This window comes from Cellulosimicrobium cellulans, from assembly GCF_006539945.1.
Lineage (GTDB): Bacteria > Actinomycetota > Actinomycetes > Actinomycetales > Cellulomonadaceae > Cellulosimicrobium > Cellulosimicrobium cellulans.
Genome location: NZ_BJNZ01000013.1, coordinates 57,945 through 72,273 on the forward strand (window position 1 = coordinate 57,945; position 14,329 = coordinate 72,273).

Annotated in this window: 10 protein-coding genes and 1 tRNA gene; 8 read left to right on the forward strand and 3 right to left on the reverse strand. The window is 72.7% G+C overall.

The window, feature by feature from the left end:
• Window positions 1-112: 112 nt before the first annotated feature.
• Window positions 113-1,216, forward strand: a complete 1,104-nt coding sequence (locus CCE02nite_RS11435) for a helix-turn-helix transcriptional regulator (protein WP_141389760.1) — start codon at window positions 113-115, stop codon at window positions 1,214-1,216.
• Here CCE02nite_RS11435 and CCE02nite_RS11440 read toward each other — a convergent pair.
• Together CCE02nite_RS11440 and CCE02nite_RS11445 are read right to left on the reverse strand one after the other, a co-directional pair.
• Window positions 1,204-3,888, reverse strand: coding sequence for a pectate lyase family protein (locus CCE02nite_RS11440; protein ID WP_141389761.1), 2,685 nt, complete (start codon window positions 3,886-3,888; stop codon window positions 1,204-1,206). The genes CCE02nite_RS11435 and CCE02nite_RS11440 overlap by 13 nt on opposite strands.
• A 392-nt stretch (window positions 3,889-4,280) precedes the next feature.
• Window positions 4,281-5,252 carry a helix-turn-helix transcriptional regulator gene (locus CCE02nite_RS11445; protein ID WP_141389762.1) on the reverse strand — a complete coding sequence of 324 codons (972 nt, stop codon included), beginning with the start codon at window positions 5,250-5,252 and terminating at the stop codon, window positions 4,281-4,283.
• 62 nt (window positions 5,253-5,314) lie between these two features.
• Between CCE02nite_RS11445 and CCE02nite_RS11450 the strand changes: the two genes are divergently transcribed.
• Window positions 5,315-6,427: an epoxide hydrolase family protein gene (locus CCE02nite_RS11450; protein WP_141389763.1), complete on the forward strand. Its 1,113-nt coding sequence runs from the start codon at window positions 5,315-5,317 to the stop codon at window positions 6,425-6,427.
• A gap of 97 nt (window positions 6,428-6,524) precedes the next feature.
• Here the strand turns inward: CCE02nite_RS11450 and CCE02nite_RS11455 are convergent.
• A tRNA-Leu gene (locus CCE02nite_RS11455) sits at window positions 6,525-6,607 on the reverse strand.
• Window positions 6,608-6,932: 325 nt separating this feature from the next.
• Between CCE02nite_RS11455 and CCE02nite_RS11460 the strand changes: the two genes are divergently transcribed.
• Genes CCE02nite_RS11460 through CCE02nite_RS11485 form a run of 6 tightly spaced genes read left to right on the forward strand, consistent with a single transcriptional unit; the run spans window position 6,933 to window position 14,280 of the window.
• Complete coding sequence (locus tag CCE02nite_RS11460; RefSeq protein WP_047230883.1) at window positions 6,933-7,640, forward strand: FHA domain-containing protein; 708 nt, start codon at window positions 6,933-6,935, stop codon at window positions 7,638-7,640.
• Between the two features lie 10 nt (window positions 7,641-7,650).
• Window positions 7,651-8,154, forward strand: coding sequence for an FHA domain-containing protein FhaB/FipA (locus tag CCE02nite_RS11465; protein ID WP_141389764.1), 504 nt, complete (start codon window positions 7,651-7,653; stop codon window positions 8,152-8,154).
• Between the two features lie 6 nt (window positions 8,155-8,160).
• Complete coding sequence (locus CCE02nite_RS11470; protein WP_141389765.1) at window positions 8,161-9,576, forward strand: Stp1/IreP family PP2C-type Ser/Thr phosphatase; 1,416 nt, start codon at window positions 8,161-8,163, stop codon at window positions 9,574-9,576.
• Entirely contained in the window at window positions 9,576-11,222 is a 1,647-nt protein-coding gene (locus CCE02nite_RS11475; protein ID WP_141389766.1) for an FtsW/RodA/SpoVE family cell cycle protein, read from the forward strand. The genes CCE02nite_RS11470 and CCE02nite_RS11475 overlap by 1 nt, the downstream gene beginning before the upstream one ends.
• Window positions 11,219-12,685, forward strand: coding sequence for a peptidoglycan D,D-transpeptidase FtsI family protein (locus CCE02nite_RS11480; protein WP_141389767.1), 1,467 nt, complete (start codon window positions 11,219-11,221; stop codon window positions 12,683-12,685). The genes CCE02nite_RS11475 and CCE02nite_RS11480 overlap by 4 nt, the downstream gene beginning before the upstream one ends.
• Complete coding sequence (locus tag CCE02nite_RS11485) at window positions 12,682-14,280, forward strand: serine/threonine-protein kinase (RefSeq protein ID WP_141389768.1); 1,599 nt, start codon at window positions 12,682-12,684, stop codon at window positions 14,278-14,280. The genes CCE02nite_RS11480 and CCE02nite_RS11485 overlap by 4 nt, the downstream gene beginning before the upstream one ends.
• The last annotated feature ends 49 nt before the right edge of the window (window positions 14,281-14,329 follow it).

Consider the following 14,329-nt stretch of genomic DNA (forward strand, 5'->3'; position numbering starts at 1 on the left):
TCGCCCTGCCCGGGCGCGCGTCGACCCTCGTGGCCGACGTCCCGCACGCCCGTCTCCGAGCCTCGCGGGGAAAGACGACACCCTCTGTCATGTGTCCCGGTACGTTTCTCGGGTGCGCGCCGACCGGCTGGTCTCCCTGGTGCTGCTGCTCCGGCAGCGGGGCCGGTTGTCCGCGACCGCCCTGGCGCGCGAGCTCGAGGTGTCGACCCGGACGGTCCTGCGGGACGTCGAGGCGCTCTCCGCCGCAGGCGTGCCGATCTACGCCGAGCGCGGCCGGCACGGAGGCTTCGCGCTCCTGCCCGGCTTCCGCACGGAGCTCACGGGTCTCAATCCGGACGAGGCGCTCGCCGTGCTCGCCGCCACGTCGGGGCGGGGAGAACAGGTGCTCGGCCTCGGGCCCGCGCTCGCGTCGGCCGTCCGCAAGGTCGTCGACGCGCTTCCCGACGCTCACCGTGACGCGGCCGACGACGCGGCCCGGCGGATCCTCGTCGAGCCGGAGATCGACCTGCTCGCTCGCCGGCAGGCCGCCGAGGAGGTGCCCGTGGCAGTCCTGCGCGAGGTCCGGCGCGCCGTGCTCGGCGGGCGGAGGCTCCGGATCCGCTACGCCGCCGTCGGCCGGACGCCGGCCTCGCGCGAGGTCGACCCGGTGGGCATGGTCACCGCCCGCGGCACGGGCTACCTGCTCGCCACGGTCGGCGGGGCGGACCGTACCTACCGCCTCTCCCGGATCCTTGCCGCCGAGGCGCTCGCCGAACCGGCGGACCGTCCCGACGTCGTCGACCTCGAGCAGCTCTGGCGCGAGCGCAGCGCCCGGTTCCGGGCGGGTGACCACCAGGTCGTCGCGCGCGTCCGGCTCGCGCCGCACCGACGGGAGATGCTCGTGGGCACCGCGGTCTCCGTCCGCGCCGAGTCCGTTGCCGACGACGGCCTGCTGGTGCTCGACGTGAGCTTCCAGGACCTCCGGCACGCCGTCTGGGCCGTGTGGCAGCTCGGGCCGGACGCCGAGGTGCTGGACCCGGCACCGCTGCGCGACCTGCTGCGGGACCGCGCCGTCGCGACCGCGCGACGCTACGGGGCACCGGACGGCGCCCCGGCAGAAGGACGGCCCCGCCGCGGACGGCGCGGCGGGGCCGTCGTCGAGCCCGGGCGGGACCAGGTGGTCCCGCCCGGGGTCGTGCACGGGTCTCCCGGAGGAGGGTCGGGCTACCCGGCGTAGGTCTCGAGCTCGGCGACGCGGGGAGTGCCCGACGCGCCGGTGATCTCGAGGTTGATCTTCTTGAGCGACGTCGCGGTGAACGTGATCGTCCCCGCACCGCTGCCCGTCTTCAGGACGGCGCCCGTGTCGTTGTTCACGAGGCGCCACGTCCCGATGCTGCCGCCGCCCGCGGCCTCCTTGACGACGACCCGGCCCACGGTCGTCGCGGTGCCCCACTTGACGGAGATGGTCCCCGTCGACCCGGAGGGGGACCAGTAGGTCGCGGTGTCACCGTCGATCACGGCCCCGTAGCTCGTCCCGCTGGCCTTGCTCGAGCCGTCCGCGCCGGCACCGATGCTGAGGTTGGTGCCCGACGGCGGGTCGGTCGGGTCGGTCGGGTCCGTGGGGTCCGTGGGGTCCGTCGGGTCGGTCGGGTTCGTCGGCTCGCCGCCGAAGGTGACCTGGAGCGAGCCGTCCGCCGCGAACGACCAGCCGAGCTCGCCGTCGTACGCGGAGCAGGCCGACCCGTTCGAGCCGGACCAGAACGAGTTGCCGCCCGCGTCCGTGCCGACCGTCTTGTCGTTCGCCCCGGAGTCGCACGACACGTTGCCGCTGAACCGGTGGGTCCCGGCGTCGAAGCTGAAGTTGCGCTCCTCGTTCCCGACCGCGACGTTCCCGCTGACCGTGATCGAGCCCGGGTTCGAGTTGTACGTGAACCCGTGCTTGCCGTTGTCCACCGCGAACGAGTTGCGCACGACGTGGTCGACCTCGATGTCCTCGCCACCGAGCTTGTACCCGTTGCGGTCGCCCGCACCGGCCTGGCCACCGTTGGAGAGCGTGCCGTTCTCGTAGGCGAGCGAGCTCTCGATCGTCACCGGCCCGATGGGTCCGGTGTCGGACTTCGTGTACAGGTCCCAGCCGTCGTCGATGTTGTGGTGCGCCACGGTGTTCCGGAACACGTTGCCCGGACCGGACGTGAGCTTGGCGGCGAACCCGTCCGCGTCCTCGCCGTCCGAGTCCGCGTTGTCGTGCGACTCGCTGCTGAGGATCAGGTTGTTCGACGGCCACTCGCTCGCCGGGGCGCCCGCCACGAGACGGGAGAGCTGCAGGCCCGTGTCGTGGTTGTAGCGGGTCACGACGCGCTCGATGACGTTGTTGCTGCCGCCGAGCAGGATGCCGTTGTCACCCGCGTGCTCGACCACGATGCCGTAGACGTGCCACCAGTCGCCGCCGATCGCGAGGCCGCGGTTCGCCGGGTCCTCCGCCTGCGCCGAGAAGTTCAGCACCGGCCGCTCCCCGGGGTACGCGGACAGCAGGGTGCGGTCGCCCGACGCGCCGTCGTTGCCCGGCTGGATCGTCACGGTCGACGACAGGTCGTACGTGCCACCGCGCAGGAAGATCTCGCCGCCCGAGGCGACGCGCTCGATCGCGACGGGGAGCGTCGTCGGCGCCGACAGCGTGCCGGCCGCGCTCGCGCTGCCGTTCGGCGCGACGTAGATCGTCTCCGCCGTCGGCTCGGGCGGGTCCGTCGGGTCGACGGGACCCGGGTCCGTCGGGTCGGTCGGGTCGGGGTCCGGCGTCTGCGGCGTGCACGAGCCGTCCGAGACCTTGAGGCCCTTGTTCGCGCCCGCGGTCTGGTTCACGAGGTTCGGCACGCAGCTCGCGCCGTCGAGCGTGTAGGAGTAGGGGATGCTGACCGACGTCGTCGAGGTCAGGTTCGGGCCGGCCGGCTGGATGTCACCGCTCGGGCTCGACCACGTGACGTTGTCGAGGACGTTCCCCGCGACCTGCCAGGTGCCCTTCTGGTCGGTGTAGAACGTGCCGAGGACGTCCTTGGAGTCCTCGAAGTAGTTGTTCTCGACCTTCGCCTTCGCCCCGGCCCGCGAGTTGATCCCGGACTCGTTGAGGTGCACGTAGTGGTTGTTGTAGATGTGGGCGATCCCGCCGCGCAGCAGCGGCGTGCGCGAGTCGAGGTTCTCGTACTTGTTGTGGTGGAACGTCACGAAGCCGTTGGACGTGTCGCTCTCGCTCGATCCGATGAGGCCGCCGCGGCCGGAGTTGCGCAGGATGCTGTAGGACAGCGTCACGTACTGGACGCCCGCCTTCATGTCGAAGAGGCCGTCGTAGCCCTCGGACTCCCCGCCCGACGCCTCGAGCGTCACGTGGTCCACCCACACGTTGCGGACGCCGCTCTCCATGCCGATCGCGTCGCCGCCGTTCGACGTGGGCGAGCCGGACTTCTTGACGTTCTTCACGGTGACGTTCTGGATGATGATGTTGCTGGCCTCACGGATGTGGATGCCCAGCTGGTCGAACGTCGCACCGTTGCCGACGCCGACGATCGTCACGTTGCTGATCTGCTTGAGCTCGATCACCCCGGCCGCGGTGTTGCAGCTGTCGCCCGAGACCTTGGCCGTGTTGCCGTGGTTGATGGTGCCCTCGACCTCGATGACGATCGGGGTGTCGTCGCTGGCCCTGCTGCACAGGGCTGCGTGGATCTGGGTGCCGGTCGTGGCGCGGACGGTCTGGCCGCCGGCGCCACCGGTCGTGCCGCCGTTCTGGGTCGCGTAGCCGGTCGGGCTGCCGGTCACGGCCGCGTTCGCGGTCGTGGTCAGGGCCGTCACGCCCATCGTGGTGGCCAGGGCCGTCGCGGCGGTGGCCGCGAGCAGTCGTCGTGCGACGGGTCGTCTCATCGTGGTGCCTCACCTTTCGTCATCGAACTGGGGGCAGTGCGTGGTGACTCACGGCTCCAGGTCCGCGTTCGCATCGGTCGACGCGACGACCCGTCCTGGTGCGCGGGCGCTGGGTCGTGCGCCCTGCGCGGCAGCCGACGACGACGTCGGGCAACCCGCCTCGGAAGAGCACGTCGAGGCGCTGGGATGGGGGTCGAGACTGGGTAACCGGTTTCCCGATCGTAGGATACCGGTTTCCCGATGCGCAAGCCCCGACTGCCTTGGGATTTTCTTTACCGTGAAATTGCGGACGTCGAGAAGTAGAGCCGCCGGGGCCGGGAGGCACCCGCTCGCAGTCAACCGGGCCGACGCGGACCACGGCAGCACGCCGCTCGACGTCGAGGAGCGAGCGTTCAGCGGTCGGGTGCGGGTGGGGTCGAGCGCGCGTAGCGCGCGGTCAGACGGCGAAGGTGTGCGACGAGCTCCGGTGGTCCGGTGACGTCGAAGTCCGCGTCGAGCAGTCCCAGGTACACGCCGAGCGTCTCCACGGTGTCGGCTCCGGTGTCCAGCACGCACGTCTGCTCGTCGATCCGTTCGACGACGCCCACCGCCGGGCTGATCCGCTCGCCCACCATCTCGGCGGGGGCGTGCACGGTGACCCGCGCCCGGTATCGCCAGGCGGCGGCGGAGACCCGGCTCGACACGTACGCCGCCACGTCGTCGGGCAGCTCGCGCGGGGCGAACCGCGGGCCGGTAGGGATGCGCGGCGCGATCCGGTCGACGCGGAAGGTCCGCCAGTCGTCCCGGTCCAGGTCCCACGCGAAGAGGTACCAGCGGCGGCCCCAGCTCACCAGCCGGTACGGCTCGACGGCGCGCACGGTGGCCGCGCCGGAGTGGTCCGCGTAGTCGAACCGGAGCCGCTCGCGGTCGCGGCAGACGGCGGCGAGCGCCGTCAGGACCTCCGTGTCGACGGTCGGGCCCGTGTCGTCGCGGGGCACGGGCACCGTATAGGTGTGCAGGGTGCTGACCCGCCGGCGCAGCCGCGAGGGCAGCACCTGCTCCAGCTTCGCCAGCGCCCGGAGCGACGCCTCCTCGATCCCCGCGATGGCGCCGCCCGTCGCCGTACGGAGCCCGACGGTGATCGCGACCGCCTCGTCGTCGTCGAGCAGCAGCGGCGGCAGGACCGCACCGGCGCCGAGACGGTAGCCGCCCACGTTCCCGCGAGTGGCCGTGACCGGATAGCCGAGGTCGCGCAGGCGCTGGACGTCGGCGCGCACGGTCCGCACGCTCACCCCGAGCCGCTGGGCCAGCTCGGGACCTGCCCAGTCGCGCGGGAGCTGGAGGAGCGAGAGCAGGCGCAGGAGCCGCGCAGAGGTTTCCAGCATGGCCCAAGATTCCCACGCCATGAGGAAGCGACTCTTCCTCATAGGTGAGCAGAGTGGGATCTATGGACATCACCGAGTACCGCATCGACATTCCCCAGGCCGACCTCGACGACCTCGACCAGCGCCTCTCCCGCGTGCGCTGGACCAACGAGCTTCCCGACGGCGGCGCCGACTACGGCGTCTCGCTCGAGTACCTGCAGACCCTCGTCCGGCGCTGGCGCGAGGAGTACGACTGGCGCGCCTGGGAGGCGCGGCTCAACCGGTACCCGCAGTTCACCACGACCATCGACGGGCAGAACGTGCACTTCATGCACGTCCGCTCCCCCGAGCCCGACGCGACCCCCCTGCTGCTGACGCACGGCTGGCCGACGACGGTCGTCGAGTACCTGGACGTGATCGACCGCCTGAGCGACCCGCGGGCCCACGGCGGCGACCCGGCCGACGCGTTCCACCTGGTGATCCCGTCGGTGCCCGGATTCGGCTTCTCGGGTCACACCACCGACCGGGGCTGGAGCCGGTACCGGATCGCGAAGGCGTGGGCCGAGCTGATGCACCGCCTCGGGTACGAGCGGTACGGCGCGCACGGCAACGACGGCGGCTCCCTCATCTCGCCGGAGGTCGGACGCTGCGACCCCGAGCACGTGCTCGGCGTGCACGTCACCCAGGTCTTCTCGTTCCCGTCCGGCGATCCCGCAGAGCTGGAGAACCTGTCGCCGGAGGACCAGAAGAACGTCGAGTTCCTGGCGTGGTGGCTGGAGAACGGCGGCGCGTACGACAAGCTGCAGTCGACCGCCCCGCAGACGCTGTCGCACGCGCTCGCGGACTCGCCGGTCGGACAGCTCGGCTGGAACGCGCAGCTGCTCGGCCCGAACCTCGACCCCGACTACGTGCTCACGAACACGACGATCTACTGGCTCACCAACACGGCGGCGTCGTCCGCGCGCCTCTACTACGAGGACTTCCACGCCACGGACAAGCCGACCGAGCCGACCACCGTGCCGCTGGGGCTGGCCAACTTCGCCTGGGACTTCCACTCGATCCGCGCGTTCGCCGAGCGGGACCACAAGAACATCGTGTCGTGGAACGTCTACGACACCGGTTCCCACTTCGCGGCGCACGACGCGCCCGACCTGCTGGTCGACGACATCCGCGGATTCTTCCGCAGCCTGCGCTGAGCGCAGGCCCGAACGCAGAAAGTCCCGGTCAGGTGATCCTGACCGGGACTCTCCGTCATGTGGGCTCCCGACTACCCGGGAACCCCACCACGTCACGTGCGCGAGGGGGGACTTGAACCCCCACGCCCTTTCGGACACTGGCACCTGAAGCCAGCGCGTCTGCCATTCCGCCACTCGCGCGTGCCGCAGAAGACTAGCACGACGCACGAGGACGCCTGGAACCGCGCGGCCGGACGTGACGGCGGCCACGCGCCGGTCGTCGCGCCCCGACGAGGTGCCCCGACGGCTGCGCGCCCGACGTTCACACCCTCCGCCCCGAAAGCGCCACATCCGTCCGGAGATCGTGCGACGAATCGGGCTGTCGTCGCAGACGTGATCGATACGATCTAGGTAGTCTGCCCGGGACGCAGGTGTGCACCAGAGGCCGCCGGGGGCAGGGCCGGGAGGCGCAGACGAGGACCGCGGCACGAGCCGCAGCACGAGCGAGCACGAGGGAGGAGGTGGCATGGGAGTCCTGGACCGCTTCGAGAAGGGCGTCGAGCGCGTGGTGAACAACGCGTTCGCCAAGGTCGGTCGCAGCGAGGTCAAGCCCGTCGAGCTCGCGAGCGCGCTGCGGCGCGAGGTCGACGACCGCGCCGCCGTCGTGGACCGCGAGCGCACGGTCGTGCCCAACGAGTTCACCATCGAGCTGTCGGTGGACGACTTCGGCCAGGTCGAGGGGTGGGGCGCGGAGACGCTCGCGGACGAGCTGGCGTCGAACGTCACGCAGTACGCGGCGTCGCAGCACTACGCCTTCGTCGGCCCGGTGAGCGTGAGCTTCGAGCAGAACGACACGCTCGACGTCGGCCGCTTCCAGCTCCGCTCGGCCAGCGTGCGCGGCAACGTGGCGCCCGCGACGTCGGCGTCCCCGAGCACCCGGCACCCGCTCGTCGACATCGACGGGCAGCGCTACCTGCTCACGGGCCCGGTCACGGTCATCGGCCGCGGCTCGGAGGCCGACATCGTCGTCGACGACCCGGGCGTCTCGCGCCGCCACCTGGAGATCCGCGTGACGCCGGAGGGCGTCATCGCGACGGACCTCGGCTCGACCAACGGCCTGTTCGTCGAGGGCCACCAGGTGCCGGCCGCGACGCTGCTGGACGGCAACTCCCTGACGATCGGCCGTACCCGCATCATGTTCTGGACCGGCGCGTCCGACAACGAGGAGTGGTGATCCGGCCCGCATGACCGACCTCACGTTCACCCTGCTGCGGCTGGGCTACCTGGTGCTGCTCTGGGTGTTCGTGCTCTCCGCGATCGGGGTGCTGCGTCGGGACCTGTACGGCACCAAGATCACGCCCCGCCGAGGCCGCAAGGGCGCCGCGCCGGCCGCGCGCCCGACGTCGGGCCCGACCCCTGCCGCGGCGCCGGAGCCCGCGCGCCCCGCCGCGCCGGCGGGAGCGTCCCGGCTCGTCGTCACCGCCGGCCCGCTGACGGGCACGACGATCCCCCTCACGACGTCGTCGATCCTCATCGGTCGGGCGCCGAGCTGCACGCTCGTGCTCGACGACGACTACTCCTCGTCGCGCCACGCGCGCATCTTCCCGCAGCACGGGTCCTGGTTCGTCGAGGACCTCGGCTCCACCAACGGCACCTACGTCGAGGACCAGCGCATCGCCCAGGTGACGCCGCTGGGTCCGGGCACGCGGGTGCGGATCGGTCAGTCCGTCGTCGAGCTGCAGAGGTAGCCCGCAGTGAACATCGCCCTGCGCTACGCCGCGCGCTCCGACGTCGGGCTCGTGCGCTCCAACAACCAGGACTCCGGCTACGCGGGCCCGCACTTGCTGGTCGTCGCCGACGGCATGGGCGGGCACGCGGGGGGCGACGTCGCGTCGTCGATCGCCATCGCCGCGCTGGCGCCGCTCGACGGCGAGTCGCACGGCCCGGACGACGCGCTCGCCGAGCTCGAGCGCTCGATCGACCACGCGCGCCAGGACCTCGTGGACCGCAGCGTGACCGACCCCGATCTCGTCGGCATGGGCACGACCGTCACCGCGATCCTGCGGGCGGGCAACAAGCTCGCGATGGCGCACCTCGGCGACTCGCGCGCCTACCTGCTGCGCGACGGCGAGCTCACCCAGGTCACGACCGACCACACGTTCGTGCAGCACCTCGTGGACACGGGCCGCATCTCGCCCGACGAGGCGGAGACCCACCCGCAGCGCAACGTCGTCATGCGCGTGCTCGGCGACTTCGACATCGACCTCACGCCGGACATGTCGGTGCGCGAGGCGAAGCCGGGCGATCGCTGGCTCCTGTGCTCCGACGGCCTCTCGGGCTTCGTCAGCCCGGAGACGATCGCCCAGACGCTCGCGGACACCCCCGACGTCGACGAGTGCGCCGACCACCTGCTCCAGCTCGCGCTGCGCGCCGGCAGCACCGACAACGTGACCGTCGTGGTCGCGGACGTCCTGGACCTCGACGTCCTGCCCGACGGCGCGGCGCCCGGCACCGGGGCGCAGATCGTCGGGTCCGCGGCGATCGACCGCGACGCCCCGACGTCGGCCGTGGACGGCCCCGCCGCGCGGGCGGCAGCCCTCATGGCCAGCGCGAACGCCCCCGCCGCGACCGAGGAGCCCTCCGCGGACGGCGCGCCCGAGGGCACGGAGGGCGAGGCGTCCGCGAGCGACGTCGCGGAGGAGGGCGAGGGCGACGTGCGGCCCGGCCGTGCGCCGCGCCGCTGGATCACCGTCGTCGCGATCCTCCTCGTCGTCGCCGGCCTGGGCGTGGCCGGCTGGGCGGGGTACCGCTGGACGCAGACGCAGTACTACGTCGGGGTCGCCGACGGCCAGGTGGCCGTGTTCCGCGGCATCCCGGAGAACGCGGGCCCGGTGACGCTGTCGACGCCGATCGAGCTCACCGGGACGCGCGTCGCGGACCTGCCGGGCTACGTCGTCGACCGCCTGGAGACCACGATCCCCGCGGAGTCGCTCGAGGACGCCCGTGCGCGCGCGGAGCGCCTCGTCGCCGAGGCCGCGGAGGAGCCCACCGACGCGCCGACGACCGACGACACCACGGAGACGCCCACCGAGGGGGCGACCGAGACCCCGGAGGCCGGGGCGCCCGACGTGACCCCGGCACCCACCGACGGCGCCGGCTCGGGGGCCTGATGGCCACGGTGGAGACCACCGAGGTGCGCCCCGGCCGGGGCGCGGAGCTCGGTCTGCTCGTCCTCGCGCTCGCGCTGGGCATCGGGGCGTACGCGCTCGTGGGCCTGCAGCTCACGGGCGAGCTCCCGGGTCGCTTCTACGTCTACAGCATCGGCACCGTGGTGCTCGCGGGCGCCGCGCACCTGCTGCTGCGCTTCAAGGCGCCGTACGCGGACCCGGTGATCCTGCCGATCGCGGTCGCGCTCAACGGCATCGGCCTCGCGATGATCTTCCGCCTCGACCTCGGCTCGCAGGTCACGGGCGGCACCCAGGACCTCGCGCCGCGCCAGCTCCAGTGGACCGCGCTCGGCATCCTCTGCGCGTTCGCGGTGATCTGGTTCCTGCGCGACCACCGGACCCTGCGTCGCTACACGTACACCGCGATGATCGCGGGCATCGTGCTCGTCGCGCTGCCGCTCGTCCCGGGCCTGGGGACGCGCATCAACGGCGCGCAGATCTGGATCAACGTCTTCGGCTTCTCGCTCCAGCCCGCCGAGTTCGCGAAGATCGCGTTCGCGATCTTCTTCGCCGGCTACCTCGTGACGAACCGCGACACGCTCGCGCTCGCCGGGCCCAAGGTGCTCGGGCTCCAGCTCCCGCGCCTGCGCGACCTCGGGCCGATCATCATCGTCTGGCTGGTCTCGCTCGCGATCCTCGTGTTCGAGCGCGACCTCGGCACGTCGCTCCTCTTCTTCGGGCTGTTCGTCGCGATGCTCTACATCGCGACCGAGCGCGTGAGCTGGGTCGTCATCGGTCTGCTCCTCATCGCGGTCGGCGCGGTCCTCGCGGCGTCGACGTTCGGTCACGTGCAGGCGCGCGTCGACGTGTGGCTCCACCCGTTCGACCCCGAGATCTTCGGCCGCAGCCCCGGCGGCTCCGGCCAGCTCGTGGGCGGCCTGTTCTCGCTCGGCAACGGCGGCCTGTTCGGCACCGGCTGGGGTGCCGGCTACCCGCGGACGGTCCCGTACGCGTTCTCCGACTTCATCTACGCGTCGCTCGGCGAGGAGCTCGGACTCACGGGCCTGATCGGCATCCTGCTCGCCTACCTCATCCTCGTGGAGCGCGGCCTGCGCACCGCGATCGGGGTGCGCGACGGGTTCGGCAAGCTCCTCGCGGGCGGGCTCGCGTTCGTCATGGCGTGGCAGCTCTTCGTCGTGGTCGGCGGGATCACCCGGATCATCCCGCTCACGGGCCTCACCATGCCGTTCGTCGCCCAGGGCGGGTCGTCGCTCCTCGCGAACTGGCTGGTCGTGGGCCTGCTGCTGCGCATCTCCGACGACGCGCGCCGGCCCTCGTCCCTGCCCGTGCGCGGGCAGGTGGCGCCCGGCGGGGCGCGCACGCGCCCCGACTCCGACCCGGTCGAGGTCGTCGGCAGCGGAGCCCCCGCCGTCGGCGCGCGGCCCGACGACGCACCCACCACGGTCGGTGCACCCATCACCACAGGCCCGGCCACGGGCCCGACGCGCGCGACGACGGGCGTGCAGCCCGCCGTCGGGCAGACGGGCGAGGCCTCCGCCCACCCCGACGAGCTCCGCACGGAGGTCGTGCGACGCCCCGGTCCCGACGGCACCCACCCCGAGACCGACCCCTGGGGAGGATCCCGGTGAACGTCCCCCTGCGTCGCGTCGCGACGGTCGTCCTCGTCATGTTCCTCGCGCTCATGGTGTCGACGACGTACATCCAGTTCGTCCAGGCGGACTCGCTCAACAACGACTCGCGCAACGCCCGCACCATCTACCGCGAGTACAACAAGTTCCGCGGCCCGATCGTCGTCGCGGGCGACGCGATCGCGTCCTCGACCCCGGTGGACGACGCGTTCGGCTTCCAGCGCCAGTACGCGAACGGCCCGCTCTACGCGCCCGTCTCCGGGTTCCTCTCGCTCACCAACGGGCGCACGGAGATCGAGGACAAGGAGAACGACTACCTCAACGGCGAGGCGAGCTCGCTGTGGCTCGACCGCCTCAGCGCGCTGTTCACCGGCAAGCAGCCCCAGGGCGCGTCCGTCGAGCTGACGATCAACCCGGCGGCGCAGCAGGCCGCCTGGGACGCCCTGGGCGACCAGCGCGGCGCCGTCGTGGCGATCGAGCCGAAGACCGGCCGCGTCCTCGCGCTCGTGTCCAAGCCGAGCTACGACCCCAACGAGCTCGCGACGCACGACACCGCCCTCGCGCGCGAGCGCTACCAGGAGCTGCTCAACGCCGACGGCAACCCGATGTCGAACCGGGCCATCCGCGGCAACACGTACCCGCCCGGCTCGACGTTCAAGATCGTCACCTCGGCCGCGGCGCTCGAGAGCGGGCAGTACACGTCCGAGACCGTGATCCCGGCACCGGACGAGCTCCCGTACCCGCAGTCGACGCAGACGATGAAGAACTTCGGCGGGTCGCGCTGCTCGCCGACGGGCGAGATGACGCTCGCGGACGCGCTCCGCATCTCCTGCAACACCGCGTTCGGCGACCTGGCCATGACGCTCGGCGAGGACGCGATGCGGGACCAGGCCGAGGACTTCGGCTTCGACGCCCCGCTCGAGATCCCGATGGACGTCACGCCCAGCCAGTTCCCCGCCGAGGGCACCCCGGGCGCGGACGCGGCCGGGATCGCGCGCGCGGGCATCGGGCAGGGCGAGGTCAAGGTCACGCCGCTCCAGATGGCGATGGTCGCCGCCGCGATCGCGAACGACGGCGTGCAGATGGCCCCGTACACGGTCGAGACCATCCGCAACCCCGACCTCGACGTCGTCCGTCAGTCCGAGCCGCGCCGCCTGCGCACCTCGGTGTCGCCGTCGACGGCCGACCAGCTCACGCAGATGATGCGGGGCGTCGTCGAGAACGGCTCCGGGAAGGCGGCGCAGATCCCGGGCGTGCAGGTCGCCGGGAAGACCGGGACCGCCGAGACGGGCGGCGAGGCCGCACCGCACGCGTGGTTCACGAGCTTCGCGCCCGCGGACGACCCGCAGGTCGCGGTCGCGGTCATCGTCGAGAACGGCGGCTCGATGGGCAGCGAGGCGACGGGCGGTGCGATCGCCGCGCCGATCGCGCGTGCGGTCATGGAGGCGGTGTTGAACGGATGAAGCCCGTGAGGGGGCTGACGCTCGGCAACCGCTACCGCCTGGTGCGGCGCATCGCCGTCGGCGGCATGGGCGAGGTGTGGGTCGCGGCCGACGACGCGCTCGGGCGCGAGGTGGCCGTCAAGGTCCTGCGGACCGAGTACGCGGGCAACGAGGACTTCCTCAACCGGCTGCGGACCGAGGCCCGCAACAGCGCCGCGCTCTCGCACCCCAACATCGCCCAGATGTACGACTACGGCGAGACCAACGGCTCCGGGTACCTCGTCATGGAGCTCGTCGTGGGCGAGCCCATGGCGGACCTGCTGGAGCGCGAGCCGGTGCTCCCCCCCGCCCGGCTCCTGCCGATCCTCGCCCAGACGGCGCGCGCCCTCCACGCGGCGCACCTGTCCGGCGTCGTGCACCGCGACGTCAAGCCGGGCAACATCCTCATCGACCGCTCCGGCACGGTGAAGATCACCGACTTCGGTGTCTCGCTCGCGGCCAACCAGGTCCCGATGACCGCGACCGGCATGGTGATGGGCACCGCCCAGTACCTGTCGCCCGAGCAGGCCGTCGGGCAGGCGGCCACGGGGGCGTCGGACATCTACGCGCTGGGCATCGTCGCGTACGAGTCGATCGTCGGGAACCGGCCGTTCACCGGGTCCACCCCGGTCGACATCGCGGTCGCGCACGTCAACGAGCCCGTGCCGCCGCTCCCGTCGTCGGTCGACCCGGAGCTCTCCGAGCTCGTCATGGTCATGCTCGCCAAGGACCCGCTGGCGCGGCCGCACCCGGCCGACGCCCTCGCGCGGGTCTTCGAGGAGATCCAGGCGCGCCTCGCGGCCGACCCGTGGTCCGCCCGTGCCGGCGCAGCCGCCAACACCCGGCGCGGCCGTCGCGCGCGCGCGGCGGAGGACGACGCCCCTCCGGCGCCGGAGCCGGACCCCGCTCCCGTCATCACGCCGCTCGTCATCCCGGCCGCCGTGCGCGACCCGCACCCGGTCGACCCCGCGACGCCGTGGACCGCCCCGGAGGCCCGACCCGGCGCCCACGCCGCCGAACCCGCAGGCGGCCACCTCGCCGAGAGCGACGCCGAGCCCGTGGGTCAGGCGCCCGCTCCGCCGTCCGACACGCCGCCCGCCCCCGGGCCCGCCCTGCCGTGGGAGCGCCCCGTCCCCGCGCCGGCGGGCGAGGACCCTGCCGGTCCCCGCGCCTACCCGCCGCGCCGCGAGATGCACGGCGGCACCCGCTCGTCGCGACGCCCGCAGCCGGCTCGGGGCGGCGCGCGGCCCGGCGTCGGCTCGGCCGCGAGCACCCCGTCAGCGCCGGCCACGCGGGCCGAGGCCCGACGGCAGTCGCAGGCGGCCCCGTCGCGGTCGTCCTCCGGTCGCCGCACGTCCACGACGACGGGGCGGCGCCTCGGCGGGTTGCCGAACGGCCTCACGTGGCCCCTCGTGGCCCTGCTGGGCCTGCTCCTCGTGCTGGTCGTCGCGACGATCGCCTCCCTGGGCGACCGGGGTGGGGACGATACGGACGCGGCTCCCGCGACCGTCGTCGAGACCGTCTCCCACGCCGCCCCGCCGGGCGTCCCGACTCCCTCCGGACGCGTGACATCGTGACGACATCGTTGTGCTTCCGGCTTTCCCGGACGCCCTCCAGTGGGATGAT

What these genes read in the sequence shown, in the direction of transcription:
- CCE02nite_RS11475 (WP_141389766.1), top strand. Translation starts at nt 9,576, where the DNA reads ATGGCCACGGTGGAGACCACCGAGGTGCGCCCCGGCCGGGGCGCGGAG.
- CCE02nite_RS11485 (WP_141389768.1), top strand. Translation starts at nt 12,682, where the DNA reads ATGAAGCCCGTGAGGGGGCTGACGCTCGGCAACCGCTACCGCCTGGTG.
- CCE02nite_RS11460 (WP_047230883.1), top strand. Translation starts at nt 6,933, where the DNA reads ATGGGAGTCCTGGACCGCTTCGAGAAGGGCGTCGAGCGCGTGGTGAAC.
- CCE02nite_RS11450 (WP_141389763.1), top strand. Translation starts at nt 5,315, where the DNA reads ATGGACATCACCGAGTACCGCATCGACATTCCCCAGGCCGACCTCGAC.
- CCE02nite_RS11445 (WP_141389762.1), bottom strand. Translation starts at nt 5,252, where the DNA reads ATGCTGGAAACCTCTGCGCGGCTCCTGCGCCTGCTCTCGCTCCTCCAG.
- CCE02nite_RS11440 (WP_141389761.1), bottom strand. Translation starts at nt 3,888, where the DNA reads ATGAGACGACCCGTCGCACGACGACTGCTCGCGGCCACCGCCGCGACG.
- CCE02nite_RS11465 (WP_141389764.1), top strand. Translation starts at nt 7,651, where the DNA reads ATGACCGACCTCACGTTCACCCTGCTGCGGCTGGGCTACCTGGTGCTG.